This window comes from Streptomyces sp. G5(2025), from assembly GCF_049542075.1.
Lineage (GTDB): Bacteria > Actinomycetota > Actinomycetes > Streptomycetales > Streptomycetaceae > Streptomyces.
The window spans coordinates 954,943-979,775 of the sequence record NZ_JBMUZT010000006.1; the positions used below are offsets into that span (position 1 = coordinate 954,943).

The window sequence follows — 24,833 nt, forward strand, 5'->3', positions numbered from 1 at the left end:
GTGGGCTCAGCTGCCGGCGTCGCGGGCGTACTGGGCCAGCTCCCGGATCGACGGTGTGGGGATACCGCCGGCGGCACCGAGCCGCAGCACCGGTTCGGTGAGTGCGTCCAGTTCGGTGGGCCGGCCCTCGGCGGCGTCCCGGTGCATCGACGAGTCGGTACGGCCCGGGAAGGAGTCGAGAAGCCGCTGGCTCGCCGCCGCGTCGACAGCGATGCCCTGGGAGGCGGCGACAGCGCAGAGTTCGCGGCAGACGTCGCGCATGAGCGCGAGCAACTCGGGGTTGCGCCGTACGACGCCGACAGGGCCCTTGGCCGCCGTGGTGGCCAGGGCCAGGGGCAGCAGAAAGATCAACTTATGCCACAATACCGCCTCTGCCGAATCGCCGAACTGGCAGCCGAAGCCGGCCTGCTCCAGCTCAGCCCGCAGAGACCGCAGGCGGGAGGCGTTCGTCACATCCTCCGAAGCCAGGTCGACGGAGGCGAACAGGGAGTTCCATGTGACCTCGCCGGGAGCGGTGCGCATGGCTTCGATCCGGATGGAGCCAGGCAGCAAACTCGGGCCAAATCGGGCACGCAAGGGCCCCAGGTGGCCGATGCCGTTGAGCAAAGGCACAATTGACGGAGCCTCACCAGCCAGGTGAATGCGCTCGAGAGCGGAGTCCAATGCCGGCGCCTTCGTCGCCACCCAGAGGACATCGATCGGTTCGGTGAGCCGCTCGACCGCCCTCACCGGCACGCTGTAACTCTCACGCAGCTTGCTGTGCACGGTGATCCGGCCTGGATAGCGGGAGTACGAGGACTCGGTCATCACCAGGACCACAGGCAGGCCCGACTTCGCCAGGGAGGCTCCCAGCGCGAGACCGACCCCTCCGGCCCCCAAAATTGCATGCCTCAACGCATTCCCCCGTTGGAACCAAAACATTAACCGAACCGCCGAAGAAAACACTTCGACCAGAGACCGTCAACGGTCCAAGTGAATGGAAACTTAAATCCCCGGGTCGAGAACCCGTCGGCAACTTGTCGGCCGATAATCCATCAGACGCGGCCCGCGCGAAGATTCCGGATAATTCACTCCTGCCGGACCCACCTGCCTGACCTTACATCAGGTCCCCCGAGGTCAGTCAACTCTTGACTACCCTCAACCGAGGTGCTTATAGTGCCAGCCATCGAGCTTGCTGCAACATGTCGCCATTGGGCGCATCGGGGGGCAGCGTCGCCACTGGCAAACAATTCTGGCACAGTGGCTCTTGTTAATTTCGGGGGAGATTAAACTCATGATCCTTAATGCGGACGGCGAGCCCAAAGAGCCCCGTCGCGCTCCCAAGACAGAACAGGCCGCCACAGCAGAGCTGTCCACACCTGCTTCTGCCAGCGAAATCCGCAACCATGTACTGAACGCCTGGGTCGAAGTTCTTGGACACAAGAACTTCGATGACACCACGCAATTCTTCGAGGCGGGCGGCCAGTCCATGAAGGCCACTCAAGTCCTGATGAAATTGCGCAGGCACACGGGCATGCGGCTGCCCATCCGATTGGTATTCGACAACCCCACCGTCCGGGAGCTTACTGCGGCCGTGGAACACGAGATCGCAAAAGCGTCGGCCCCTGCCGAATAGCACCTGTCTTCAGTGGGATCAGAGAGGCATTTCCTTTGACTTCGACAATAACCCCGGGATCGAACAGCGGAGCCGGCGCCGAGTTGGCTCTGCCCCCGGAGTGGCGTGGCCGAGCTGAAGTCCCCATGAATGCGGACGCGGCATTCAATGGCTTCATCAGTACGAATGTGGCTTTCGCCCTGGAACGGCTTCAGGTGTTCACTCACCTGGCCGAGGCGAAGAGCCTGAATATCGCAGACTACTGCGCGGAGAACGGTCTCGACGAGTCCGTGTTCCGCGCGCTGATCGCGTCGGCGGAGTCGTTCGGCTTCATGTCCGTGCGGGGCGACCAGGTGGAACTGACGCAGGACGGTCAGGAAGTCCGCCGCATGATCGGGTTCTTCACCTGGAGTGTCGGCGGCTACCACGACGTCTTCGCCAACGCGGCGCCCATCGCCCGCGGCAAGCGCAGCTTCGGTGAGGACGTCCGGCGCGACGAGGCCATGGTGGCCCTCGGCTCGGCGCAGGCCGACATCGCCCTGATGCGCCACCTGCTCGACGAGCAGATCAACCAGCTCGACTTCTCCGTACTCGCCGACCTGGGCAGCGGAATCTCCGAGCGCCTGTGCCGGCTGATCCAGACCCGCCCCGGCACGCGGGGCATCGGCCTCGACATCAGCCAGTCGGCCACCGAGCTGGCCGTGGAGACCGTGAGCCGCTACGACCTGCAGGGTCAGGTGAAGCCGGTCTGCGCCGACGTGCGCGACGTCATCTCCGGCAAGCAGAAGATCGAGGGCGCCGACGAGGTCGACGTCGTCATGAGCTTCATGTTCCTGCACGACCTGCTCATCGACCCGGCCACCCGCTCGGAGGTCATCCCCTCCTTGCGCGCGGCCTTCCCGAAGGCCCACACCTTCCTGCTCGGTGACACCACGGTCCGGCCGCACGACGGCTCCGGCACCATGCCGATCTTCTCCAGCGGCTTCGAACTGGCGCACGCGCTGATGGGTGTGCCGATCTACACCCGTGAGGCATACGAGGAGCTTTTCGAGCAGGGCGGTCTGACCGTTCGCCGCACCGTGCCCTTCGGCGCGCCGCACACGTACCTCTTCGTGCTGGAGGCACGGTAACCATGGCCGAAGCCCGCAACGCAGAGATCATCGACCAACTGCCGATCCCCCTCGCGGTGGCAGGTCATCACCAGCCCGCGCCGTTCTATCTGACGGCCGACATGTTCGGCGGGCTGCCGGTGCAGCTCGCGGGCGGTGAACTGAGCACTCTGGTGGGAAAGCCGGTCGCCGCACCGCACACCCACGAAGTGGACGAGATCTACATGCTGGTCTCCCCCAACAAGGGTGGCGCCCGCATTGAAGTACAACTCGACGGCGAGCGCTACGAGTTGACCTCTCCGGCCGTCATGCGCATTCCGGCCGGCAGTGAGCACTGCTTCCTGACTCTTGAGGCCGAGGTCGGCAGCTACTGTTTCGGCGTCCTGATCGGGGACCGCGTGTGAGCGCGGTATCGGCCACACCGGAGAAGAAGGCGTACAACGCCACCATTCCCGGTGCCGACGATCTGATCCGGCTGCACCTGAGCGAAAGCCCATACGGTGCGAGCCCGTTGGCCGTCAAGGCTGCCGAACAGGAACTTCAGCGGATCAACCTGTATCCGGCTCCCGAGCGGGACAAACTGGTGGAGGCGCTCTCCGCGCACTGGGGCATTTCCCCGGACCGGATCGCCGTCGCCAACGGCAGTGACGAACTCGTACTCGCCACGGCTCTGACTCTGGGCGACCGTTCGCGCCCTGGGCTCGTTCACGGCGGGACATTCCCCGGATACGCGGCCTCGCTGGACCGGGTCGGTCGCTCGCACACCGCGGTGCCGCTCGACGGCACGGCGATGGATGTCGCGCGATTCGCCGCCCAATTGCCCCAGCACGGCATCGGTTATGTGTGCAACCCGCATAACCCCAGCGGCTCGGTGCTCCCCGCGGCGGATCTGAGCACCCTGGTGGACGCTTCGGGAGACAGCGGTGTTCCGCTGGTATTCGACGAGGCGTACATGGAGTTCGCCGACCCGGGAACTCCGCAGGCGCATTCATATCTCGACCGCGGTGCGCCGGTCATGGTGTTGCGTACCTTCTCCAAGGCGTACGGGCTGGCTTCGCTGAGGGTGGGATACGCCCTCGGCGCACCCGAGTTGATCGCCGAGCTGAAGGAGACGCTGCGCACCCTGCCCTTCAGCGTGAACCGGATCGCCCAGGCCGCCGCGACGGCCGCTCTCGGAGATTCCGATTTCCTCGAAGGGACACGCCGCGCCAATGACGCGCAACGCGTCTGGTTCGGCGCCGAGTTGGACCGGCGGGGACGCGGTCACCTGCCTTCCTCGACGAATTTCGTGGCCGTCCAGGTACAGGACCCTTTGCTCGCCCAGAACCGGCTCGCGGCCGAGCACGGCATTCTCGTGCGCAGCGCGGCGCTGTTCGGCTTCCCCGGTTATCTCAGAATCTCGCTCGGCACCCGCGACGATCTGCTCGCGCTGCTCAACGCACTGGACCAGGTCGATCCCCTCGGCTGAACACGTCGCGTACAACTCATTGCCGCACACCCGTACAAACACAAGGAGCATGACGTGTTCCGTCAGGACCCTCTGAACACGATCCTCGCGCTGGCCTCCGAGTTCACCCCCACTGCGGTGCGGGTGGCGGCCACGCTACGTCTGCCGGATCTCGTCGAGGCCGGCCACAACACGCCGAAGGCCATGGCGGAGCAGACCGGCGCCGATGAGCAGGCGCTCGGCCGCGTGATGCGCTACCTCACGCTTCTCGGCCTGTTCACCGAGGAGTCGGGAACCTACGCGGTGACCGAGGTCGGCCAGGTCATCGGCTCCGACCACCCGAGCACCCTCCAGCGCTGGCTGGACCTGGAGGACCCGGCCCGGGAGATCGAGGCTCGTTTCGAGCCGGCCATCGCCGAGCTGCTGACCGCCGTTCGCACCGGCGAGCCGGTCTACGAGAAGGTGTACGGCGCCAACTTCTGGGACGACCTCAAGGCGCACCCGAAGCTGGACAAGTCGTTCAACGACGGGCTCACCCGGACCGTGAACCGCATGGTTCCCGAGTTCGTCAAGATCTACGACTGGGCCTCGGTCAAGCACGTCGTCGACGTCGGCGGCGGCAAGGGCGCGCTGCTGGCCCCGCTGCTGAACACCCACCCGGAGCTGCGCGGCACGCTCTTCGAGCTGGAGCACGTCGTCGAGCAGGCCCGGGAGACGCTCGCTCCGGTCGCCGACCGTTGCGAACTGGTCGGCGGCAGCTTCTTCGAGCCGATCGCCGCCCAGGGCGACGTCTACCTGATCGCCAACACGCTCCACAACTGGAGCGACGCCGACGCCGAGAAGATCATGGCCCGCCTCGTCGAGGCGGCCGGGCCCGGCGGCCGCGTTCTGATCGTCGAGCGTATGGTCGACAGCGGCAAGGACCCGGTGATGGCCAGCTACGCGGACCTGCTGATGCTCGTCCTGCTCGGTGCGCGTGAGCGCAGTGTCGAGGACTACCGCGGCCTCGGGGCCAAGGTCGGCATGGAGCTGACGGACACTCTCCGCTTCGAGACCCCGGGCATGTGGCTGCTCGAGTTCACCGTCCAGTCTTGAGCCGGTCTTGAGCCGGTCTTGAGCAACCCGTACGGACTGCCCGCCGCCATCGGGCCGGCAACCGTCCTCCGTCAGGGCAGCGGAAAAGATCGACAGGGAGCCCCGTGAAGCGTTCATTGAATCCGGACGAAAGCAACTCGCAGCTGTCGTACGAATTCGACAGGGGAAGCAATTACGAAAGCGTCCTCAATCTGACCGACGCGCTTTCCGCGCTGGTCCCGGAGAGCGAGACCAACCACCCGGACCAGCGATTCTTCCAGGTCACACACCTCATCAGCGAGTACGCGTGGGTGCAGATCCACTACGAGCTGCGGCGAGTGAAGGAGCACCTGGAGAACGACCGGTACCAGCACGCCGTTCGGCTGCTGGAGCGGTCGCGGGAGCTGAGCGAGATCACCATCAACGCGGTGCGTCTGCTCTCCGACCACCTGCCGCAGCACAGCCTGCTGATGATGCGCAACTCGCTGCCGGAGGACGCCACCGGCCTCGACTCCCCGGGTATCGCAACCTCCGCCGGGTCGCCCGGCCGCTCTGGAAGTCCTTCGAACAGGCGATGGAGCGCGCCGAGTGCACCCCGGCAGAGCTGATCACCATCCAGAACGACGCGGCCGACTCCGGCAAGGGCTCACAGCAGGCGTACTCCCTCGCTCTGGTGCGGGAAGCGATGCTGCGGTTCGACGCCAGTGTTCTCGGCTGGAAGAAGAGCCATCTGATCATGGTCTGGTCCCAGCTGGGCGGTCAGCCCGGGCTGCGGCACGACAACGAGCAGACGGACCAGCCCCGCAGCCTCGGCGGACGTTCGGTGTCGACCATGGAGGCCCGGTCGGACTTCGTTCTGTTCCCGGAGCTGTGGCGGGCCTCCGAGCAGGCGTACTGGTCGCTCGGCACCCGGCACGACGAAGCGCCCAAGGGTTCGGGATGCCCTGTGACGGGCTGAGGCCGACGCCGTAGAGGCAACGACAAAGACGCTCACTGATTCATTTCAGTGAGCGTCTTTGCTGTTTCGGGTCTGTGCTGCTTCGGGTCTGTGCTGTTTCGCGTCCTTGTCGTTGCGGCCCGGCTCAGCCGGTTCGCGGCGTCGAGCCGGCCAGGGCCAGCTCGACGAGGCGTGCCGCGACCGGCTCCAGGTGGTCGTGGAGGAAGAAGTGGCCGCCCGCGAAGGCGTCGACGCGACAGGGAAGTCGCGTGTGGCGCTGCCAGTCGGCCATGACCTCCGGAGGCGTCGTCGCGTCCTCGGTGCCGTACCAGGCCGACAACTCGACCGGGAGCGGCTCCGCCGTGAGGTCCGGCCGGTACCCGGCGATCAGCTCCAGGTCGCCACGGATCACCGGGACGAAGAGCGCTCTCATCGGGGAGTGAACCAGCTCTGCCGGGATGGTGGCATGCTCCGCCAGCGTCTCCAGCAGGAGGTCGTCCGGCAGCTCCAGCAGCGGTGCGTACGCGTCCGGGGAGAGGAGATGGCAGGGCCTGGTCGCCGCCACCACGAGGAACTCGGGGGCTGTGCCCCGGTCCGTGAGCAGCCGCGCGAGCTCATGGGCGATCAGTCCGCCCATGCTGTGGCCCAGGATGGCGTAACGTCCGCTCGGCTCAAGGCCGTCGGCGAGATCACGCGCGGCCTCCTGGAGGCTCGCGTGCCGCGGCTCGCGCGTTCGGCGGCCCCGGCCCGCGATCTCCAGCGGTGCCACGCGGACCGCCGCCGGCATCTCACGGCGCCAGCGCAGGAAGCTCCGGGCCGACCCTCCCGCATGCGGTACGCAGTACAGCGTGAGCGGCTCGGCTCCGGGGTCGGCTGACGGTTCGGCCGTCGTCATTTGTGGAACTCACCGGACCGCAGCGGGTGGATCCGCACTTCGCCAGGACGCTCGTTACGGGTCAGCAAGGCCCGTAGCGACCGCTGCACCTCGGCCTCCGTGGGCACGTCGAGGTCATTGACGTAGACGTCGAGCCCCACCCTGGCGAAGTCGTCGTCGTTGCCGTCGTCGGCCATCACCCGTGCCGCGGCCCGCACCACGTTGGGCAGGGACTCGGCGGCCTTGCGCACCGTCGCCAGGGAAACCTTCTCGCCCCGCACCATGGCGAAGTCCGAGCGACGGCTGCTGACGTACACATAGCCGTCGTCATCGACGTAACCCATGTCGCCGGTGGCGAGCAGTCCCTCCTCGATCAGCTCTCCCCGCTTCGACAGCGGGATCTCCCCGACCCGCTTGCGGTAGATGGTGTCCGAGCGGACCAGCAACTCGCGCTCACCGTACTCACTGCTCTCGCGCGTCAGCACCTCCACGCCGTCCAGCGGCAGTCCCACCGAGCGGTAGCGGTCGGGGTGTTCGCGATGGGCCGCGAGGGTGGAGACCCGTGGCCCGGCCTCGGTCAGTCCGTAGGTCAGGTACAGGCCCAGCTCGGGATTGAGCTTCACCAGACGGGACACGTAGCTGGGATCGAGCGCCTGGCCACCGACGCTCAACGTCCGCAGCGGTGCGGGCAGTTCCTCGCCGACGCCCACGACCGACTTCACCTGGATCGGGGTCAGGGCCGAGACGGTGACGGAGTGACGGGTGATGGTTTCCACGTAGTTGGTGACGGAGAACGGCGGGCCCGCCAGAATCATCGACGCCCCCGAGACCAGGCAGCCCAGTACCTGCGCGACCAGGCCGAAGGAGTAGAACACCGGCAGGCTGACCAGCACGGTGTCCTTCTCCGTCTGGCCGACGGAGGCGGCGTGCCGACGGGCGTTGCGCAGCAGGGAATCCACGCTGTGCAGGCACCCGGTGGCCATGCCGGAGGTGCCCGACGTCATCAGGATGACGTGCCCGCGGCCATGCCGCTGATACTGCCAGTCGGTGAAGACCGCAAGATCCACGCCGCCGATCGACGCGGTGTCGCTCAGGCCGTAGTCCGTCGGCCGGATGCTGGTCCGGATCAGGGCGTACGCGCCCATGTGCCGGCAGATGTCCCGCACCCTGGACGGTGGCGTCGAGGGAGCGAGCATCACCGGGGTGTGCCCGGCCAGGGAGACCGCGAAGAATATCCGCAGGAGGCGCGCGCTGTTGGGCAGCGAGATGACGACGACCGATCCGGGCTCGGCCGGCAGCGCCGCGAAACGCTCCACGAGAGCGTCCAGCGTCAGGGGATCGTCATTCTGCGACGGGGGTATCTCTTCGACACGGCGCAGCAAATCGCCAATCCCTTCGACGCCGAACTGCTGCTCCGTCATTGGATGTGACTCCTCCGCATTGTTTTTCACCGACTGATCACGGAACAGCGTGCGCGGTGGCGGCCGTCCTCGGCGATGTCATAGGTCACGACAACCGCATGAGCAGCGCTCACGAAATCATCGGTCAGCCAGTCGGCGATCATCGCCTTCGCCACCTCTGTGGCTTCTGTGACCGGCATAGGAAGCATCAAAGTCGGCCCCTGGAACCCGAATACCGCACAGACGAGACCGACGAGCGAGCCGGGACCTGCCGCTGCGAACCGCATCGGGGACATCCGGCCGGCCGGCACTCCGGCTGCGACCGTCTGTAGCGTCCGGCGCGTCGCGTACTCGCTGATCCCGATGACGGCCACCTCGGACCGGTCCGTCGGAGCGTCGGCGCCGCAGCCTTCCAGGGCCGCGGCCACCGCGTCCGCCATCATCCATGCCACAGGGTCGGCGTACGTGCCGGGGATCCGGCGCGGGGCCGCACTCGGGTCGTCGAGGCGGACGTCGGATTCGCCTACGACGACGGCGCCCTCGGGGCACCACTGCGCGTCAGTCATGCCGACCTGCCTTCATGAGTGCCGCGCTCCAGTACCAGGCAGGTGTTGAAGCCGCCGAAACCGAGGGTGAGGCTGAAGCCGAACGTGCCCTTCAGGGGCAACGCCCCGTCCGTGGGCAGCGGCAGCGGGAAGTCGGACATGACCGTCTCGCACTGCGGGAGCGGCGGGGCGACTCCGTGATGCAAGGAGAGCAGCAACGCGATCGCCTCGATCGCTCCGGTGGCGCCCAGGGTGTGACCGAAGGCCGGCTTCGTCGCGAAGACCACCGGCTTGGTCTCGACGTCGCCGAAGAGCTGCTCGAAACACTTGGCTTCGGTGGCGTCGTTGACTCGGGTGGCGGTCCCGTGCGCGTTGATCACTGCGATGTCCTCGACGGCGACATCGGCTTTGCCGAGGGCCCGTTGGACCGCGCGTACCGCGCCGGCGCCGGATGTGTCGGGCGCGGTCAGCCCGGAGGCATCGTTGGAGGAACCCCAGCCCCGGACCTCGCCCCACACGCGGGCGCCGCGCTCATGCGCGGCCGAGCGCGCCTCCAGGACGAGGAATCCGGCTCCCTCGCCGAGTGCCATGCCGTCGCGGTTCTCGTCGAACGGGCGGAAAGAGGTCGGCGACGCGGTGCCGAGCAGGGAGTGCCCGAGCTGCTTGGCGTCGCTCAGCAGGTCGATGCCTCCGCACAGGCAGCGGTCCACGACGCCGCTGCGGATCAGGGAGGCCGCGAGGAGAATCGCGTCGGCTCCCGATGAGCAGGCGGTGCTCAGCGCGATCGGTGACCGCTCGATGCCGAGCTCTTCACCGACCGGAATCGTCAGGTCGTACGGGGACACGTCGGCGGCGTCGTCGAGATGCGGGCCGAGGCTGCTGCCGAGGACGAACAGATCGATGTCGCCGGACGCGCAGCCGGCGTCCCGCAGCGCGGCTGCCGCGGCGGCCACGGCGACCTGTCGCTGTGCGGAGGACGGGGACGGATCGCGGTCTTTGAGCCAGGCGGCCTCGCGCATCGTCGACACGCTGTCCGGAGGCATCTTGCGAATTCCACTGTGCCCGTCCAGGAGTTCCTGCCAGACATCACCGAGCTCAGTGCCGAGAGCTGTCGTCCACCCCATTCCAGTGACACACACTGAACGGTCGGAGTTCGTTCGTCCCGCTGTCGCAGGTATGTCAGTCGTCATCAAGCACCGTCACGACAACTCTGTTGATTGCCCCGCATATGCGTTGCCGCCCCCCTTATCATTCGTGCCTCCGAAGAGGAAGAGTTGATGCGCAACTCGACTACTCCGAAGCAAAATCACACTAACGCGCGTCTCGGACCCGTGGCAAGCGCCGCAAGATCTTCCGGGAATAGCGGGCGAATACCGCCGAGCCATGCACACCCGCCCCCTTCGACACAGACTGTCCAGGCCTGTGCCCGGTCGGCGCCGGCTTCTGTCCAGGCCCTGGTCAGCCCCCATGTGACCACGTGTCAGAGACGGCGCCTTCCCCTACATGTTTGTGACGACGAAGTCCCGCAGGGTGGCAATTGACTGGAGGGAGTCGAGATTCAGGTCCCTGTCGGCGACGTCCACACCGAACCGCCGCTGTAGTCCGCTCAGGAGAGCGGCGCCCGCCAGGGACGACAGTCCGATCTCGGGGCCGAAGAGCTCGGTTTCGGCGGGCAGCGACGCGATCCTGCCGACGTTGTCTCCCAATGCCTGTGCCAGCAGATCGCGGATCGTCTGCTCCACCTCGGCCTCAGGACTTTGCTGTGCCATCATTCAGGGTTTTCTCTCTGTCAACGATTTCCAACCACCACGGATAATCCGGCAGCGGCCCCCGCAGCGGCCTGCCGAGGGTAACCAGAGTTCCGTCCCCGTCCCCGTCCCTGCCCTCTTCCTTGTCCACGTGATCGGCCACCACGCGGAAGCCCGCTTGCCTGAACAGCAGGCGCAGTTCCACATTTGCCGACGTGGGCCGGGAGTCCACCTGGATCTCCGCCGCCCCGGCAGCCGACGCGCGGTCCATGAGCCACCGCAGAAAACCGAGGGAGGCACCGCGCCCCGCCACCCGGCAGGAGAGGGCCAGCAACCGGATCCGCCAGCTGTCCGCAGCGCGCTCGACCAGCGCCGCCCCGATCAGCCCGTACGCGCCGAAACGGTCGTCCAGCTCCGCCACCCACAGGTCGTACGCGCCCTCCGCGATGAGGGCCCGGACCCGGTCCGTCTCCACCGCCAGCCCGGAAGAGTTGAGCCGGTGGGTGCGGGCGGCCAGCTCGACGAACCGGTCGAAATCCCGCGCACGGGCCGGGCCGAGGGAGAGCCGCATGTCGCAGGACCTCAAGAAGTCCTCCCGGGTACCGGAGAACTCCCGGCCGGCTGCCTTCCGCAGGGCGTCGGTGCGGTACCGGGCGACTCGCTCGCGGGCGTCCGCGGTGATGTCGCCGGTACTGATCGCCGCGAGCAACTCGGGCACGTCCTGCGGCGCGAGCGTCATCGCCACCGGCAACATCGCACTGACCTCGGCCCGTTCGTAGGCGTTGTCGTCGACGAGGACCAAGGACTCCACGGCGATGCCCAGGTCGTCGGCGATCCGCCGCAGCGCCTCGCTCTTGTCCTGCCAGCCGACCTGCGGGGCCACGAAGCGCTTCGAAAGGGCCGGTTCGGCGAGCAGCAGCTCCAGCTGTGAGGGCGCCGTACGGCTGGCGACGCTGCTCAGCACGCCGCGCTCGGCCAACGCGTCGATCGCGTCCAGCACCCACGCGCGCGGGGCGGGCAGCGCCCCGGTCTCGGATTCGATGGCCACGCCGTCCCAGAGCGTGCCGTCGAGATCCCACACGACGCACTTCACCCGATCGAGGACGCCCGCGCCGTGACCGTCACTGGCCGACGTGTGCATGTCCGGCCTGGTTCGGGAGTCGGAGCCGCATGGCCATGTGGGTCGCGTCGAATCCGAACTTCCGATACAGCGTGCGCATCGGAATGTTCCCCGTGTACACCCTGCCGATCACCTCACCCACGTGGTGGTCGACGGCGAAGTCGAGACCGGTGGCGATCAGCAGCTCGGCGATCTCGGACCGCTGCTCGATCGGCAGCACGGCCAGTGAGCGGAAGTTGGCGTAGGAATCGCCGGTCATCGTGTTCTTGTTGATGCTCATCCACAGCCAGCCGACCACGGTGCCGTCCGCGTCGCAGGCGACGAACATCCCCGCCCGGGACTTCTGCATCGCCCTGCCCAGCCGGGCCTGGTGCCGCTGTGGGTCGTCGATCGCGTCAGCGCCGAACGAGACCTTGGCGATCTCCACCTCAAAGGCGCCGATCGCGTCGAGGTCGTCGCTCTCGGCGGGCCTCACGCGGTACGCCCCGGTCTTCTCCGCGAGCTCTTCGAGCCTGCCCGATACCTGCACCGGCGCACTCACACGGGCCGGAGCCGTGCGGGCCGGAGCCGTCCGAGCCGGGGCGTCGCTCGGCGCGGTCCGCTCGTCGCGCGGTGCGGTCTGGTCGGCGCGCGGTGCGGTCTGGTCGGCGGGCTGCACCGGTGTGCTGACCAATTGGCGCGGTTTGAACGGGCCGCGCCCGCACTCGGGGCAGCCATTCGCGCGCAGGGCTCCGACCGATGTCCATTGGGCACCTGGTCCGACCGGAAAACGCGCATGACAGCAGACGCATTCGTATTCCCGCTGCCGCGAACGCTTGTCACGCGTGTACAGCGGCCCCTCGTAATTCTCATCCAGGGACGACTGGGTGGAACTGGTGGTGAGCAAGTGCTGGAAGAACCCCCGGCCGCCGAGAATTCCACTTCCCTCGTACTCATTGAAGTTCTGGATGAAGCCATTGGTGACGAGGCCGAGGTTCATGATTTCCTGCTGAACCTCAAGCATCTCGTTCGGATTCTTGGGTCCGAAGGAGAAGAAGACACTGTTGGCGGTCCCCGGGCGCAGTCCTTCGACGGCCCGTGAAAGGAAGAGTCGCGCCCCTTCCGGGGTGTACGGCGGGTCCGTCATCGCCACATCGAACTGACCGCGCAGCTCTTTCGGAATCGGAAGGCGCAGGTCGTGCTCGACGGTTTCGATGTTGATCTTATAGTCGGCGGCGACGCGATTGATATGGCCGAGGATTTCCGGGGAGATGTCGACGACGGTGAGCCGCTCCACCAGCGGCGAGCCGAGTACATCGCCGACGACCGCGACAGCCAGGGACACCATGTCGTCGTCCCCGACCAGCAACAACGAGCCGCCGGGCAGCACACCGGCGCGGAGCAGCGCCAGTACTCGGCGCACCTTCGTCTCCGCCGTGCACCGGGACTGGTCCAGGGCCATGTCGGCCTGCGGGCCGGCTTCCATGATTTCGGTGAGCCGCTGGACGGCCTCGTCGAGCACCGCGGGAATGACCAGCTCACGCCCGTCGCAGTCCGGGCATGTCGCGTCGAGGGAGAGGCTCATCCCGAGCTCCGCGAGGAGCGACAGCCCCGAGGGGGTGAGCCGGGAAGGCCGCTTTTCGCTGATGAGGCCTCGCTGGCGCAATTCATTGCCTACGGCTGCGGCAATCGGAACCGGGAGATTCGTGGCCCTGCTGATTTCTTTTGTAGAAACCGGGGCCAGTCGACGGATAGCCCTCAGGACGGAGCGTACGCCCGGCACTCCCTCCTGTAGATTGACTGCATCAGCCACTTCTTGAAGGGTGGCATCCGCCTCGATGCGCCCAGCCGAACATGAATCCGTCAAAATATAATCCTCAGTGTTGCCAACGTGCCCGCCAGTATAGATGACTTGCATGCCACCCACCCCCCGAGGGTACCCCGGCCGGGGTAGGCGGGCCCAGGGGGCCGGGCCGGAATGGAGCACCCACGAGGCGCCGGGCGACAGCCCCGGCACGCGTCGCCCACCTCGGCCCTCCGGGCGGCGGCCGTCGGGTGTGCCGACCCTCCTGGAGGCGCGCCCGCCGTCCGCGCAGCCGCACAGGAATAGGCAAGGAGCCGAGCGGCACGGCAGCTCCGCTATTCCTTTGGAAAGAGAGTGCGAGCGTGAATTACCGAGCACGCACATATCGCTGAATACGCGCGGAATGCGCTCGGCGTGGTCACCCCGACGCTGCCGGTGATCGTCTGCCTGAGTAGTGTGGCCCCCGGGGGAGCTGATGGCGGCCCCACCCGAGCAGCGGACCGTCACAGGAATGGAACGGGTATGGAGAGCCAGTGGCTCAAACGATTCGCAAGCACGTCCCCCAGCGGGATACCGCTCATCTGCTTCCCCCACGCGGGTGGCGCGGCCAGCGCCTATTTCTCCCTGTCCGGCGCGCTGTCTCCTGATGTCGATGTGCGTGCCGTCCAGTACCCGGGACGCCAGGACCGCTATCAAGAGCCGCCCGTCGAGTCCATCATCGGGCTCGCTCGCCACATCGCGGACGAGTTGGTGAAGTGTCTCGATGTCGGGCGGCCCTATGCCTTCTTCGGACACAGCATGGGCGCGGCGATCGCCTACGAGACGGCCCGACTGCTGGAGGACGTCTCGGCGCCCGCGCCCGCGCGGCTGTTCCTGTCCGGGCGCAGCCGCCCCACTCCGGTACCGCCCCCCAGCGACCGCATCGTCGGCGACGCGGCCCTGATCGCTGAGATGGAGCGCCTCGGCGGGGCCCAGGCCCTCCTGGACGAACCGGAACTGCTGGAGATAGTCATGCCCGCCGTGCGTGCGGACTATCAGGCTCTGCGCACTCATGCCTGGCGCCCGGGACCGCTGCTGAACGTTCCGTTCACGGTGCTGGTCGGAGACAGCGACCCGATCGTCACTGTGGACGAGGCGGCCGGTTGGCTCGAAGAATCCGCGGTGCCGGGCGAATGCCACGTCTTGCCGGCGGGGCACTTCTATCTGGACGAGCGCACGGATGAACTGGCCGCGATCATCAAGAAGGCGCTCGGCGGGAGGGTGCACCGTCCGGTGCCGGAGCCCCAGGGCAGGTGAAGGCTTCAGCGATGTTCGGGCTCCCGTACCGGCAGGCCGGCACGGGAGCCCGGTCGAGGCGGACGGCGCGAGGTGCGGGAGGCGCTCCGGTCAGGCGAGCTCCGTGACGGTGCCCGCGCCGACGGTGCGGCCGCCCTCGCGGATCGCGAAGCCGAGGCCGGTCTCCAGCGGCACGTCACGGCCCAGCTCGACCGTCATCGTGACCGTCTCGCCGGGGCGGGCCACGGCCGCCGTGCCGAGGTCCACGTCACCGACCACGTCCGCGGTGCGGATGTAGAACTGCGGCCGGTACCCCGTGGCGATCGGTGTCGTACGGCCGCCCTCGCGGGTCGACAGGACGTACACCTGCGCGGTGAAGCGCCGCTTCGGGCTGACGCTGCCGGGCGCCGCGACGACATGGCCGCGGCGTACGGCGCCGCGTGGCAGGCCGCGCAGCAACAGCGCCACGTTGTCCCCGGCCTGCGCCTCCTCCATGGGCTTGCCGAAGGTCTCCAGGCCGGTGACCACCGTCTCGGTGTCCGCGCCGAGCACCTCCACCCGGTCGCCGAGGCGGACGGTGCCGCGCTCGACGGCGCCGGTGACGACGGTGCCGCGCCCGGTGATGGTGAGCACGTTCTCGACGGGCAGCAGGAACGGCGCGTCGAGATAGCGCTCAGGCATCGGCACGTACGTGTCCACGGCGTCGAGCAGCGCCTCGATCGCGGCGGTCCACCGGGGGTGGCCCTCCAGCGCCTTGAGCCCGGAGACCCGTACGACCGGGACGGAGTCGCCCCCGTATCCGTGCCGGGAGAGCAGGTCACGGACCTCCAGCTCCACGAGGTCGGTCAGCACGGCGTCCTCGCCGTCTCCGACGGCGTCGGCCTTGTTGAGAGCGACGACGATGTGGTCGACGCCGACCTGGCGGGCGAGCAGCACGTGCTCGGCGGTCTGCGGCATGATCCCGTCGAGCGCCGAGACGACGAGGATCGCCCCGTCGAGCTGGGCGGCGCCGGTGACCATGTTCTTGACGTAGTCGGCGTGGCCGGGCATGTCGACGTGGGCGTAGTGCCGGGTGTCCGTCTCGTACTCGACGTGCGCGATGTTGATGGTGATGCCGCGCTGCGCCTCCTCCGGCGCGCGGTCGATGCGGTCGAAGGGAACGAACGTGCCGGTGCCGCGCTCGCTGAGGACCTTGGTGATGGCGGCGGTCAGCGTCGTCTTGCCGTGGTCGACGTGGCCCATGGTGCCGATGTTGAGGTGCGGTTTCGTGCGGACGTAAGCCGTCTTGGGCATGGTGGTTCCTTCTCCGGAACTCGAAGCTGTGGTCCGGACCAGCGGTGTGCGCGTGGCCGGGACGGGGACCCCAGGGGCCGTACCGACCCTCCCCCTGCGGGGTCCGCCGGAGTGTCCGGGGAGGGTCAGCTTCGGGCGCCGTCGAAGGCGTCGGGGGCGCAAGGGGCGATGACGGCAGCCTTCGCAGCGCCCGCGACTGCGGGCGTGGCTGCGAGGAAGGCGTACCGGAACATGGGTCTGATCCTCGCCGACACGAGTCACCCACGTCGAATGAATTTCGCCGAACGCGGCGAGGTGCGCGCTCAGTTGCCTCTGCGGCCGGTCGGCCGGTTCAGAGGTTCTTCAGCGCCTCCCGCACCGACAGCGGCGCGAGCCGGTTCCGCTCACGCTCGACGAAGGCGCGTACCGCGTCCGGGTCGGTCTTGGCGTACTCGCGCAGGCACCAGCCGATCGCCTTGCGGATGAAGAACTCCGGGTGCCCCGACTGACGTACGCAGTAGGCGAAGAGGCGCTCGGTGTCGGTCGCCTCCTTGTGGCGCAGCTGGTGCAGGAGCGCCGTGCGGGCCACCCACACGTCCTCGTCCTCGATCCACGCGTCCATGTCGGCGCGCAGCCGCGGGTCGGCGGCGACGAGCCCGCCGACGACATGTGCGGCGAGCAGGTCGACGGTGTCCCACCAGGAGCGCGTGGTCACGAGGTGGCGTACGACGGGCAGGAAACCGGAGGAGCAGCGCCGCACGTGGCGGCGTAGGTAGTCCACGGCGAAGTAGGCGTACTCGCGTTCGGGCAGTTCCCAGCAGCGCAGCGCGATCGCCGCGCAGTCCGCCTCGGCGGGGCGCGGCGTCCCGGTGAGGACGGCGCGCGACAGCTCGCGGCGCGCCGGGGAGGCCAGGCCGAGGAAGGGGGCGACATCCTTCATGTACGCGCTCATCTGCTCGCCCCGCCGGGGATCGGCCGCCGAGGCCGCCGAGGCGTACGTCACGACGAGCCGGTCGAGCACCGTGTCGGCCAGGGCACTTCTCGGGACTGTGACGCTCATGAGACGCACCATACGGCGATCAGACACATCAGCCGGTTAGTCTTCCCGGATGTTCGAGACCGCAACCGCCCGACCACAGGGCCTCGCCGTGCGCTGCACCCGGGCGCTGCTCTCGCCGTGGTCGCGGCTGTCGCTGCTCGTGGTGCTCCTCGCCGCGGCGGCGACGTGCGTGCTGCTGTTCGAGCCGCAGCGGCTCCTCTCCGACGGCTGGCCCGCGCAGTTGGGCGGCGCGACGGCAGTGGCCCTGTTCGCGGTGGCGTACGGGGCGTGCACCGCCGCGTTCGTGCCGCGGCCGCTGCTCAATCTCGCGGCGGGCGCGCTCTTCGGCTCGCAGGCGGGTCTCGCCGCGGCGATCGCCGGCACGGTGTTCGGTGCCGGGATCGCCTTCGGGCTCGGCAGGATGCTGGGCCAGGACGCGCTGCGGCCGCTGTTGCGGGGACGCTGGCTGAGGGCGGCGGACGGCCAGTTCAGCCGGCACGGTTTCCGGTCGATGCTGGCCGTGCGGCTCTTCCCGGGAGTGCCGTTCGCCGCCGCCAACTACTGCGCGGCGGTCTCCCGCATGGGCTGGCTGCCGTTCCTCCTCGCCACGGGCCTCGGGTCGATCCCGAACACGGCGGCGTACGTCATCGCGGGCGCCCGCGCCTCGACGCCGACGTCGCCCGTCTTCCTGATCGCGATGGGGTTCATCGCGGTGACGGGCCTGGGCGGGGCGGCGGTCGCGTGGTTCAAGCGCCACCACTTCCGCGGCGCCCGCTGACCCATCAGGGCCGACGGGACTCGACGAGACCGAACGGGGCCGGACGGGCCTCGACGGGACCGTGAGAGCCCTTCACCGTGAGAGCCCTTCGAGGATCGTCGCGTTGGCGAGCCCGCCCGCCCCGCACCTGGTCTGCAGGACGTACCGGGCGTACCGGGCGCCGCGGGCGCGCATCGCGTGGACGAGCGTAATCATCAGTCGGGTGCCGCTGGCGTCCAGCGGCTGACCGAGCGCGATGGCGCCGCCGTGCACGTTGGCTCTCTCGTGGTCGGCGCCGGCCTCCCGCAGCCGCGCGCCCCGCGACATCCTCGCGACGCGCCTTCGCCGACGGGTGGACGCGGGGGTCGTGGAGAAGGTCGCCTTGCGCACTCCTGCGGCCACGAACTGGTTCCGGTGGTGACGTGCTCGGCCTGCGGCGACGCGGTCCGCCACGAGGACCTCACCGCGCGTCCCCAGACCCCGGGCTGGACGACGACGGGTCCCTCGGCGGCGTAGGCCACGGTCCCGGCCCCCTGCCGCCCGGCTGCCCGGCCGCCCACTGCCGGGCGGCTGCAAGACGGCCCTCCCGGCATCCCCGTAACCCAAGGCCGCTACGCTGCCCCTCGACGAGGGGGTGATCGCGGCGATCCCCCCTCGCGTCCCGGCGTTCCGCCCCTTCAGGGGCTCGCCCACGTTGCACGACGCACCGCCTCGGCTAAGCCACGCACCTCGATGACCTTGTGACCCCAATGACCTCAATGACCTCAATGACCGCTCACGCGGTCTGATGATCAGTACTTGGACGGGCAGTTTTCATGTCTTGGCTTGAATCCTTCATCCTCGGGCTCGTCCAGGGACTGACCGAGTTCCTCCCGATCTCCTCCAGCGCGCACCTGCGGCTGACGGCGGCGTTCGCCGGCTGGCACGACCCGGGCGCCGCGTTCACGGCGATCACGCAGATCGGCACGGAGACGGCCGTGCTGATCTACTTGCGCAAGGACATCGCGCGGATCGTGTCCGCGTGGTTCGGCTCGATCCTCGGGAAGGTGCCTCGCTCGGACCACGACGCGCAGATGGGCTGGCTGGTCATCGTCGGCTCGATCCCGATCGGCGTCCTCGGCGTGACGTTCAAGGACCAGATCGAGGGCCCCTTCCGCGACCTGCGGCTGATCGCCACCACGCTGATCGTGATGGGCGTCGTCCTCGGCATCGCCGACCGCCTGGCGGCCCGCGACGAAACGGGCGGCAGGCACCGCGCCGTACGCCACCGCAAGGGCCTCAAGGAATTGGGCGTCAAGGACGGCCTGATCTTCGGCTTCTGCCAGGCGATGGCCCTGATCCCGGGCGTCTCCCGCTCCGGCGCCACGATCAGCGGCGGCCTCCTCATGGGCTACACCCGCGAGGCCGCGGCACGCTACTCGTTCCTCCTGGCCATCCCCGCCGTCCTCGCGTCCGGCGTCTTCGAACTGAAGGACGCGGGCGAGGGCCATGTCTCCTGGGGGCCGACGATCTTCGCGACGATCATCGCGTTCGTGGTCGGTTATGCGGTCATCGCGTGGTTCATGAAGTTCATCACGACCAAGAGCTTCATGCCGTTCGTCTACTACCGGATCGTGCTCGGTATCGTCCTCATCGCATTGGTGGCGACGGGGACGCTGAGCCCGCACGCGGGGGAGTCAGCGGGATAGGACGACGGTCGCGTGGGGATCGCGATGGAGGGGCCTCCGTGGAGGGGCCTCCTGAGGCGGCGGCCGGGCGGGGGCCCGGCCGCGTGGGCGGTCTCAGGACTGCGGGCGGCTGCCGTGGTTGGCCGCGTGCTTGCGGCGGGACTTCTTCTTGCGACGTCGCTTCGAGGACATGGAGCCACCTCTTCGATAGGAACCACAGGTTCCGCCAGAGAGCAGGGGTTCGAGTCGGAACCACTGGTGCGGCGGGACCGTCGAGTCGCTTTCTACCGTTCCATACGGATATGAGGGTGGCGACTCGGGCGCAGACGCCGGGAGCGATCACCCGGCGGAGGTGTGCGGTAGCTGACAGTTCCGATTGTCGTACTCATCCCCTAGGCTTGGCGCCATGCCCTTAACCCCACCAACCCATGGTTCCGTGCGCTCTTCCATGGAACTGAACGAGCGGATACGCGGCCTGTGGCTGCGCGCGGGTGGTCGCCTCACCCCCGAACAGCGCAGGGAGTACGAACAGTTGGTGACGGAGTGGGCGGCGGCCGTCCGTGCCGAGATGGTGCGGGCCGCCTGACGTACGGCGCTGCGACGCCGAGCGGCGTCTCGTCGCGGGGCTGACGTCAGGCCCTGCCGGCAGCGGGCCGCTCCCGGCAGGGGGGAGCGGACCGGCCGGCCGGCGTCACCGTCGGCGCAGGCTGCCCAGGAACCGCTGGGCCTGGGCCCGTCGCCGCGGGTCGGCGGAGGCGCGACGTACCTGTGCGACCGTGCGTCGGCCCTGCGGGCTCTGCACGAACTGCTTGATCTTCGTCATCAGTCCTGGCATGTCGTTCGTTCTCCTCTGACGAGAGTGACTGGCGGACCGTGCACTTCTGCGTGTACCCACTCAGACGCGGTACGGACAGTGCCGTGCCTTTCCTGACCCTTCCTCGTCCCTTCCCCGCTCCTCCCGCTCCTCCCCGGCTCCTTCTCCTCCGTGCACACCCCTTGGCTCCGCATCCCCCGTGCCCAACACTGAGCCGATGACCCAGCGCGTGGAACTCGCCGCCGTGATCGACCGGTTGGCCATCGATGCCCTCATCACCGAGTACGCGGTGGCCGTCGACGACGGTGACTGGGACGCCTACCAGCAGCTGTTCGCACCCGCAGGACGCGCCGACTACCGCTCCGCCGGCGGCATCGAGGGAGACTCCGCCGAGGTGGCCGCATGGCTGGCCGACACGATGCGGATGTTCCCGATGCGCCAGCACCTGATCGTCAACCGCCGCCTGGAGTTCGGCACGCTGGACCAGGACATCGGGGACTCCGCGCGCGTACGGGCCGATTATGTGAACCCGATGCGGTTCGCGGACCCCCCAGGAAGCACCACGCCTTCCTCTTCCTCGGCGCCCGACTTCGTCTGCGGCGGGCGGTACGCCTTCGCGCTGCTGCGTACGCACGACGGCTGGCGACTGCGCGAGGTGGCGGTGCGGGAGAAGTGGCGCCGCGTCGGCGGGCGGCGGCCCGGCGAGACACCCGCCGGGGACTGACTGCCGCCGAGCCCCCCGTCACCGTCCACCCTTACCGCCGCTCGGCCGCGCCAGCCGAACAAACGCCCACTGTTCTAGATCGTCGGCAGCGCGCACACTGGGTACACGTCCGGGCGTCGGGGATCCAGGGAGGCGCTGCATGGATGAGTTCGGCGACGACCGGCGGTGGCGGCGGCTCGGGCCCCGCGTCGCGCGGCTGCTCGCGTCACGGCGGTGGCGGGGCGGCATCGCCGTCCCGGCGGGGGCGCTGCCCGCCCTCGCGTTCCCCGCGCCGTCGCTGTGGTGGTTCGCGTACGCGGCGCTGGTCCCCTGGATGCTCCTGGCCCGCACGGCCCCGACCGGGCGGCGGGCCATGGTCGACGGCTGGCTCGGCGGCCTCGGCTTCATGGTCGCCGTACACCACTGGCTGCTGCCGAGCCTGCATGTGTTCACGGTCGTCATAGCCGCGCTGCTCGGCCTGCTGTGGGCGCCCTGGGGGTGGCTCGTGCGACGGCTCCTCGGCGGCATACCGACGCCGGGTCGTGCGGCGGTCGCGCTGGTGGCCCTGCCCTCGGGCTGGCTGATGGTCGAACTGGTCAGGTCGTGGGAGGGGCTCGGCGGTCCCTGGGGTCTGCTCGGCTCCAGCCAGTGGCAGCTGCCCCCGGCGCTGCGGCTCGCCTCCGTGGGCGGCGTCTGGCTGGTCAGCGCGCTGGTGGTCGCCGTCAACGCGGGCCTCGCGCTGTTGCTCGTCGCCTGGGGCCGGAGCAGGGGAGTGGGAGGCGCGGTGGACGCCGGTTCCGTGCCCGGAAACGGTTTCGTGTCCGGGCACCGTTTCGTGTCCGGGCACGGTTCCCGCGTGGTGGCCCCGAAGTCCGCCTCCCACGCCGCGCCCTCCCTCGCCGGGCTTGCCGGGCTCGTCGCCGTCGCCGTCGTCACCGTCGCGGCTTGGGCCTGGGCCCCGCGTCCGGAAGCGGCGGGGCGGATCAAGGTCGCCGTCGTACAGCCCGGCGTCATCAACGGCATCGCGGGCGCCGAGAAGCGGTTCGCCCGCGAGGAGGAGCTGACCCGCTCCCTCGCCGGGCGGGACCTCGACCTGGTCGTGTGGGGCGAGAGCAGCGTCGGCTTCGACCTGGCCGACCGGCCCGACATGGCCCGCCGCCTCGCCGCGCTCTCCCGCGAGGTCGGCGCGGACATCCTGGTGAACGTCGACGCGCGCCGTTCCGACCGGCCCGGCATCTTCAAGAGCTCCGTGCTCGTCGGCCCGGACGGGCCGACCGGCGACCGCTACGACAAGATGCGGCTCGTGCCCTTCGGCGAGTACATACCGGCGCGCTCCCTGCTCGGCTGGGCCACCTCCGTCGGCAAGGCCGCCGGCGAGGACCGCAGGCGCGGTGACCGCCAGGTGGTGATGGACGCCGGGCACGGCCTGCGGGTCGGGCCGCTGGTCTGCTTCGAGTCGGCGTTCCCCGACATGAGCCGCCAACTGACCCGGGACGGTGCTCAGCTGCTGCTCGCCCAGTCCGCCACGTCGTCGTTCCAGGCCAGCTGGGCGCCCGAGCAGCACGCCTCGCTCGCGGCGGTGCGCGCCGCCGAGACGGGCCGCCCGATGGTGCACGCCACCCTCACCGGTGTCTCCGCGGTCCACGCCGCGGACGGCTCACGCGTCGGTGCCCCGCTGGGCACCTCGGCGAGCGCCGCCGAGGTCTACGACGTACCGCTGGCCAAGGGCGTTACGGCGTACGTCCGTTGGGGCGACTGGCCCGTGCACGGGGCGGTCCTCGTGCTCGCGGCGCTGTCCGCGGCCGAGGGCGCTCGGGCCCTCAGGCGCCCTGTGCCTGAGCGGCGAGGACCACGCGCTCGCACAGTTCATGGGTCGCCAGCGCATCCCGGGCGCTGAGGACCTTGCCCGCGCGCACGGCGTCGAGGAAGGCGAGGACGACCTGCTCGATGCCGCGCTGCCGGGCCACCGGCACCCAGTCGCCGCGCCGCCGCACGCTGGGCTGCCCCTTGTGGTCGATGACGTCGGAGAGGTTGACCACCTGCCGCTTGGTGTCCTGCCCGGAGACTTCGAGGATCTCCTCCGTCGAACCGCTCAGCCGGTTCATCACACCGATCGCCGTGAAGCCCTCGCCCGCCAGTTGGAGCACGACGTGTTCCATGAGCCCGTCGGTGACGCGGGCGCGCACGCCGACGTGGTCGATCGGCCCGGGCACCAGGAAGCGGAGGGTGTCCACGACGTGGATGAAGTCGTCGAGCACGAGTGTGCGGGGGCCCTCGGGTAGCCCGACGCGGTTCTTCTGCATCAGGATCAGCTCGCGCGGGTGGTCGGCGCACTGGGCGTAACCGGGCGCGTAACGGCGGTTGAAGCCGACGGCGAGGCTGACGCCACGGTCTTCGGCGAGGTTCACGAGGCGCTCGGAGTCGGCGAGTTCGTACGCGAGGGGCTTGTCGACGTACGTGGGGACGCCCGCCTCGACGAGCCGCGTGACGATCTCGGGGTGCACGGCGGTCGGCGCGTGCACGAAGGCGGCGTCGAGACCCTGGGCGAGCAGCGCGTCCAGATCGGTGTGGCAACGGGCGTCCGGGATGTGGTGGACGCCGGCGACCCGGGCGAGCGTCGCGGGCGTGCGGGTCTGGAGGTGCAGCTCGACCCCGGGCTGAGTGGTGAGGACGGGCAGATACGCCTTCTGCGCGATGTCACCAAGTCCGATGCAGCCGATCTTCACCGTTGTCTCCCTACGTCTGCCGCTGATCCACCGCCGACCAGGCCTACCGCTGTGCCGGCTCGCGCCCTGTGCCCCGCGCAGGCCCCGGTCGCCGTTCCCGCAGCATACGGGGCCTGCGGCGGTCGCCGGCCGGCTACGGAGGCGAAGCCGCGCGGGGTGAGGTCGGTGCGGATCCGCGCGGCCGTGGAGACCAGGGCGTCGCGGGCGTACGGCGATGAGCGGGGCGCGCGCTGGGCGCCCCGCCGCAGGAGACGCCCGGCGGGGGCGCCCGGCCCCGATCCGCGCCCCGGTCCCGCACCTCCGCGTGGCAGGGTCCGCCTCGCGTCGCCTTGCGGTGTGGTCCGTCACTCATGCGGGGCATCCTCCCTCTCGTTTCGCACTCCAAGGGCTGCGGCAGGGCCCAGAGTTGGGCGGATGCACAGATCGACGACCACCACCGCCGCCGCCGCGCTTCTCGTCTCCGTGGCCGTCTCGGCCACCGCCTCCGGCTGCGTGAGCGTCGAGCGGGCGTCCCGGTCCGATACCGCCGCGACCGCCGCGGCGCCGTCCGTGCCCCGCACGGACGGGAGAAGCCGGCCGCAGATCGAGCAGGCCCCGGCCCGCGAGGCCCCAGCCCGTGAAGCCCTGGTGAGCGTGGGCCCTCCCCGCCTCCCCGTCGCGCAGAGCCCCGCCCCCGTCGCCCGCCCTTCCGCCCCGGCACCCCGCTCCGAGCAGCCGCGGCCGCAGCCGCAGTCACAGCCGCGGTCACAGCCGCCGCCGGTGCGCAGGCCCCCCGCCGCCCGGCCCGACGCCGGTGCCACCCGCCCCGCCGCGGACGTCTGCGACCTGGGTGAAACCTACGGAGGCTGGCGGCCGGGCAGCCCCGAGGCGGTCATCTGCCGTGACATGTACGGGCGTTGAGTCGGGCCGGTCAGCCGGACACGCGGCGGCGACACCCCCGTGGCCGCCG

26 protein-coding genes and 2 pseudogenes are annotated in these 24,833 nt (G+C 69.3%); 15 read left to right on the top strand and 13 right to left on the bottom strand.

The genetic code is table 11. The features are described 5' to 3' along the window. Positions 1-6: 6 nt before the first annotated feature. Positions 7-921, bottom strand: a complete 915-nt coding sequence (locus ACOBQB_RS15105; protein ID WP_423592210.1) for a ketopantoate reductase family protein — start codon at positions 919-921, stop codon at positions 7-9. A 250-nt stretch (positions 922-1,171) separates the two neighbouring features. Here ACOBQB_RS15105 and ACOBQB_RS15110 point away from each other — a divergent pair, with 250 nt between their 5' ends. From ACOBQB_RS15110 to ACOBQB_RS15140, 7 genes are all read left to right on the top strand, one after another. After that, complete coding sequence (locus ACOBQB_RS15110; protein ID WP_423592212.1) at positions 1,172-1,615, top strand: phosphopantetheine-binding protein; 444 nt, start codon at positions 1,172-1,174, stop codon at positions 1,613-1,615. A 167-nt stretch (positions 1,616-1,782) separates the two neighbouring features. Beyond that, positions 1,783-2,724 carry an SAM-dependent methyltransferase gene (locus ACOBQB_RS15115; protein WP_423592213.1) on the top strand — a complete coding sequence of 314 codons (942 nt, stop codon included), beginning with the start codon at positions 1,783-1,785 and terminating at the stop codon, positions 2,722-2,724. Between the two features lie 2 nt (positions 2,725-2,726). Next, positions 2,727-3,107 (top strand): cupin domain-containing protein, encoded by a 381-nt coding sequence (locus tag ACOBQB_RS15120; protein ID WP_423592214.1) that lies wholly within the window; start codon positions 2,727-2,729, stop codon positions 3,105-3,107. After that, entirely contained in the window at positions 3,104-4,171 is a 1,068-nt protein-coding gene (locus ACOBQB_RS15125) for a pyridoxal phosphate-dependent aminotransferase (RefSeq protein WP_423592216.1), read from the top strand. The genes ACOBQB_RS15120 and ACOBQB_RS15125 overlap by 4 nt, the downstream gene beginning before the upstream one ends. 54 nt (positions 4,172-4,225) lie before the next feature. Next, on the top strand, positions 4,226-5,245 hold the full coding sequence (locus tag ACOBQB_RS15130) for a methyltransferase (protein WP_423592218.1): 1,020 nt from the start codon (positions 4,226-4,228) through the stop codon (positions 5,243-5,245). A gap of 104 nt (positions 5,246-5,349) precedes the next feature. Continuing rightward, positions 5,350-5,832, top strand: coding sequence for a hypothetical protein (locus ACOBQB_RS15135; protein WP_423592220.1), 483 nt, complete (start codon positions 5,350-5,352; stop codon positions 5,830-5,832). Beyond that, complete coding sequence (locus ACOBQB_RS15140) at positions 5,799-6,182, top strand: hypothetical protein (protein ID WP_423592221.1); 384 nt, start codon at positions 5,799-5,801, stop codon at positions 6,180-6,182. The genes ACOBQB_RS15135 and ACOBQB_RS15140 overlap by 34 nt, the downstream gene beginning before the upstream one ends. Before the next feature lie 124 nt (positions 6,183-6,306). Here ACOBQB_RS15140 and ACOBQB_RS15145 read toward each other — a convergent pair whose 3' ends face one another. The 7 genes from ACOBQB_RS15145 to ACOBQB_RS15175 form a co-directional block, all read right to left on the bottom strand. Then, positions 6,307-7,056, bottom strand: a complete 750-nt coding sequence (locus tag ACOBQB_RS15145) for a thioesterase II family protein (RefSeq protein ID WP_423592223.1) — start codon at positions 7,054-7,056, stop codon at positions 6,307-6,309. Beyond that, a complete protein-coding gene (locus tag ACOBQB_RS15150) occupies positions 7,053-8,456 on the bottom strand; it encodes a class I adenylate-forming enzyme family protein (RefSeq protein ID WP_423592225.1) in 1,404 nt (467 codons plus the stop codon). The genes ACOBQB_RS15145 and ACOBQB_RS15150 overlap by 4 nt, the downstream gene beginning before the upstream one ends. A 26-nt stretch (positions 8,457-8,482) precedes the next feature. Further along, the gene (locus ACOBQB_RS15155) at positions 8,483-9,001 is read right to left on the bottom strand and encodes a hypothetical protein (protein WP_423592227.1); all 519 of its coding nucleotides are present in this window, start codon (positions 8,999-9,001) and stop codon (positions 8,483-8,485) included. After that, positions 8,998-10,170, bottom strand: a complete 1,173-nt coding sequence (locus ACOBQB_RS15160; RefSeq protein WP_423592229.1) for a beta-ketoacyl-[acyl-carrier-protein] synthase family protein — start codon at positions 10,168-10,170, stop codon at positions 8,998-9,000. The genes ACOBQB_RS15155 and ACOBQB_RS15160 overlap by 4 nt, the downstream gene beginning before the upstream one ends. Before the next feature lie 309 nt (positions 10,171-10,479). After that, positions 10,480-10,752 (bottom strand): acyl carrier protein, encoded by a 273-nt coding sequence (locus ACOBQB_RS15165; protein WP_423592231.1) that lies wholly within the window; start codon positions 10,750-10,752, stop codon positions 10,480-10,482. Beyond that, on the bottom strand, positions 10,730-11,869 hold the full coding sequence (locus ACOBQB_RS15170; protein ID WP_423592232.1) for an HAD-IIIC family phosphatase: 1,140 nt from the start codon (positions 11,867-11,869) through the stop codon (positions 10,730-10,732). Before ACOBQB_RS15170 ends, ACOBQB_RS15165 begins: the two co-directional genes overlap by 23 nt. Next, positions 11,850-13,412, bottom strand: coding sequence for a GNAT family N-acetyltransferase (locus ACOBQB_RS15175; protein ID WP_423592234.1), 1,563 nt, complete (start codon positions 13,410-13,412; stop codon positions 11,850-11,852). Before ACOBQB_RS15175 ends, ACOBQB_RS15170 begins: the two co-directional genes overlap by 20 nt. A gap of 741 nt (positions 13,413-14,153) precedes the next feature. Between ACOBQB_RS15175 and ACOBQB_RS15180 the strand changes: the two genes are divergently transcribed. Continuing rightward, a complete protein-coding gene (locus ACOBQB_RS15180) occupies positions 14,154-14,927 on the top strand; it encodes a thioesterase II family protein (protein ID WP_423592235.1) in 774 nt (257 codons plus the stop codon). A 90-nt stretch (positions 14,928-15,017) separates the two neighbouring features. Here the strand turns inward: ACOBQB_RS15180 and tuf are convergent, their stop codons facing one another. Both tuf and ACOBQB_RS15190 read right to left on the bottom strand, forming a co-directional pair. Then, a complete protein-coding gene (gene tuf / locus ACOBQB_RS15185) occupies positions 15,018-16,199 on the bottom strand; it encodes an elongation factor Tu (RefSeq protein WP_423592237.1) in 1,182 nt (393 codons plus the stop codon). 331 nt (positions 16,200-16,530) lie between these two features. Continuing rightward, positions 16,531-17,238: a DNA alkylation repair protein gene (locus ACOBQB_RS15190; RefSeq protein ID WP_423592239.1), complete on the bottom strand. Its 708-nt coding sequence runs from the start codon at positions 17,236-17,238 to the stop codon at positions 16,531-16,533. Between the two features lie 49 nt (positions 17,239-17,287). On the opposite strand from ACOBQB_RS15190, the gene ACOBQB_RS15195 reads away from it, so the two are divergent. Beyond that, on the top strand, positions 17,288-17,995 hold the full coding sequence (locus ACOBQB_RS15195; RefSeq protein ID WP_423592241.1) for a TVP38/TMEM64 family protein: 708 nt from the start codon (positions 17,288-17,290) through the stop codon (positions 17,993-17,995). A gap of 72 nt (positions 17,996-18,067) precedes the next feature. On the opposite strand, the pseudogene ACOBQB_RS15200 reads toward ACOBQB_RS15195, so the two are convergent. Continuing rightward, a pseudogene (locus ACOBQB_RS15200) lies at positions 18,068-18,280 on the bottom strand (steroid 3-ketoacyl-CoA thiolase); the annotation flags it as partial. A gap of 81 nt (positions 18,281-18,361) precedes the next feature. Between ACOBQB_RS15200 and ACOBQB_RS15205 the strand changes: the two are divergent. The 3 genes and pseudogenes from ACOBQB_RS15205 to ACOBQB_RS15215 form a co-directional block, all read left to right on the top strand. After that, positions 18,362-18,490 (top strand): annotated as a pseudogene (locus ACOBQB_RS15205) (transcriptional regulator); the annotation flags it as partial. Between the two features lie 299 nt (positions 18,491-18,789). Then, positions 18,790-19,662, top strand: a complete 873-nt coding sequence (locus ACOBQB_RS15210; protein ID WP_423592243.1) for an undecaprenyl-diphosphate phosphatase — start codon at positions 18,790-18,792, stop codon at positions 19,660-19,662. A gap of 415 nt (positions 19,663-20,077) precedes the next feature. Further along, positions 20,078-20,227: a hypothetical protein gene (locus tag ACOBQB_RS15215; RefSeq protein WP_423592245.1), complete on the top strand. Its 150-nt coding sequence runs from the start codon at positions 20,078-20,080 to the stop codon at positions 20,225-20,227. 105 nt (positions 20,228-20,332) lie between these two features. Here ACOBQB_RS15215 and ACOBQB_RS15220 read toward each other — a convergent pair whose 3' ends face one another. Continuing rightward, positions 20,333-20,476, bottom strand: coding sequence for a hypothetical protein (locus tag ACOBQB_RS15220; protein WP_423592247.1), 144 nt, complete (start codon positions 20,474-20,476; stop codon positions 20,333-20,335). Positions 20,477-20,672: 196 nt separating this feature from the next. Between ACOBQB_RS15220 and ACOBQB_RS15225 the strand changes: the two genes are divergently transcribed. Together ACOBQB_RS15225 and lnt are read left to right on the top strand one after the other, a co-directional pair. Next, on the top strand, positions 20,673-21,179 hold the full coding sequence (locus ACOBQB_RS15225) for a nuclear transport factor 2 family protein (RefSeq protein WP_423592248.1): 507 nt from the start codon (positions 20,673-20,675) through the stop codon (positions 21,177-21,179). A gap of 139 nt (positions 21,180-21,318) precedes the next feature. Next, positions 21,319-23,055: an apolipoprotein N-acyltransferase gene (lnt, locus tag ACOBQB_RS15230; protein ID WP_423592250.1), complete on the top strand. Its 1,737-nt coding sequence runs from the start codon at positions 21,319-21,321 to the stop codon at positions 23,053-23,055. Here lnt and ACOBQB_RS15235 read toward each other — a convergent pair. After that, on the bottom strand, positions 22,979-23,884 hold the full coding sequence (locus tag ACOBQB_RS15235) for a Gfo/Idh/MocA family protein (protein ID WP_423592251.1): 906 nt from the start codon (positions 23,882-23,884) through the stop codon (positions 22,979-22,981). The genes lnt and ACOBQB_RS15235 overlap by 77 nt on opposite strands. 414 nt (positions 23,885-24,298) lie before the next feature. On the opposite strand from ACOBQB_RS15235, the gene ACOBQB_RS15240 reads away from it, so the two are divergent. Beyond that, positions 24,299-24,784, top strand: a complete 486-nt coding sequence (locus ACOBQB_RS15240) for a hypothetical protein (RefSeq protein WP_423592253.1) — start codon at positions 24,299-24,301, stop codon at positions 24,782-24,784. Positions 24,785-24,833 lie beyond the last annotated feature (49 nt).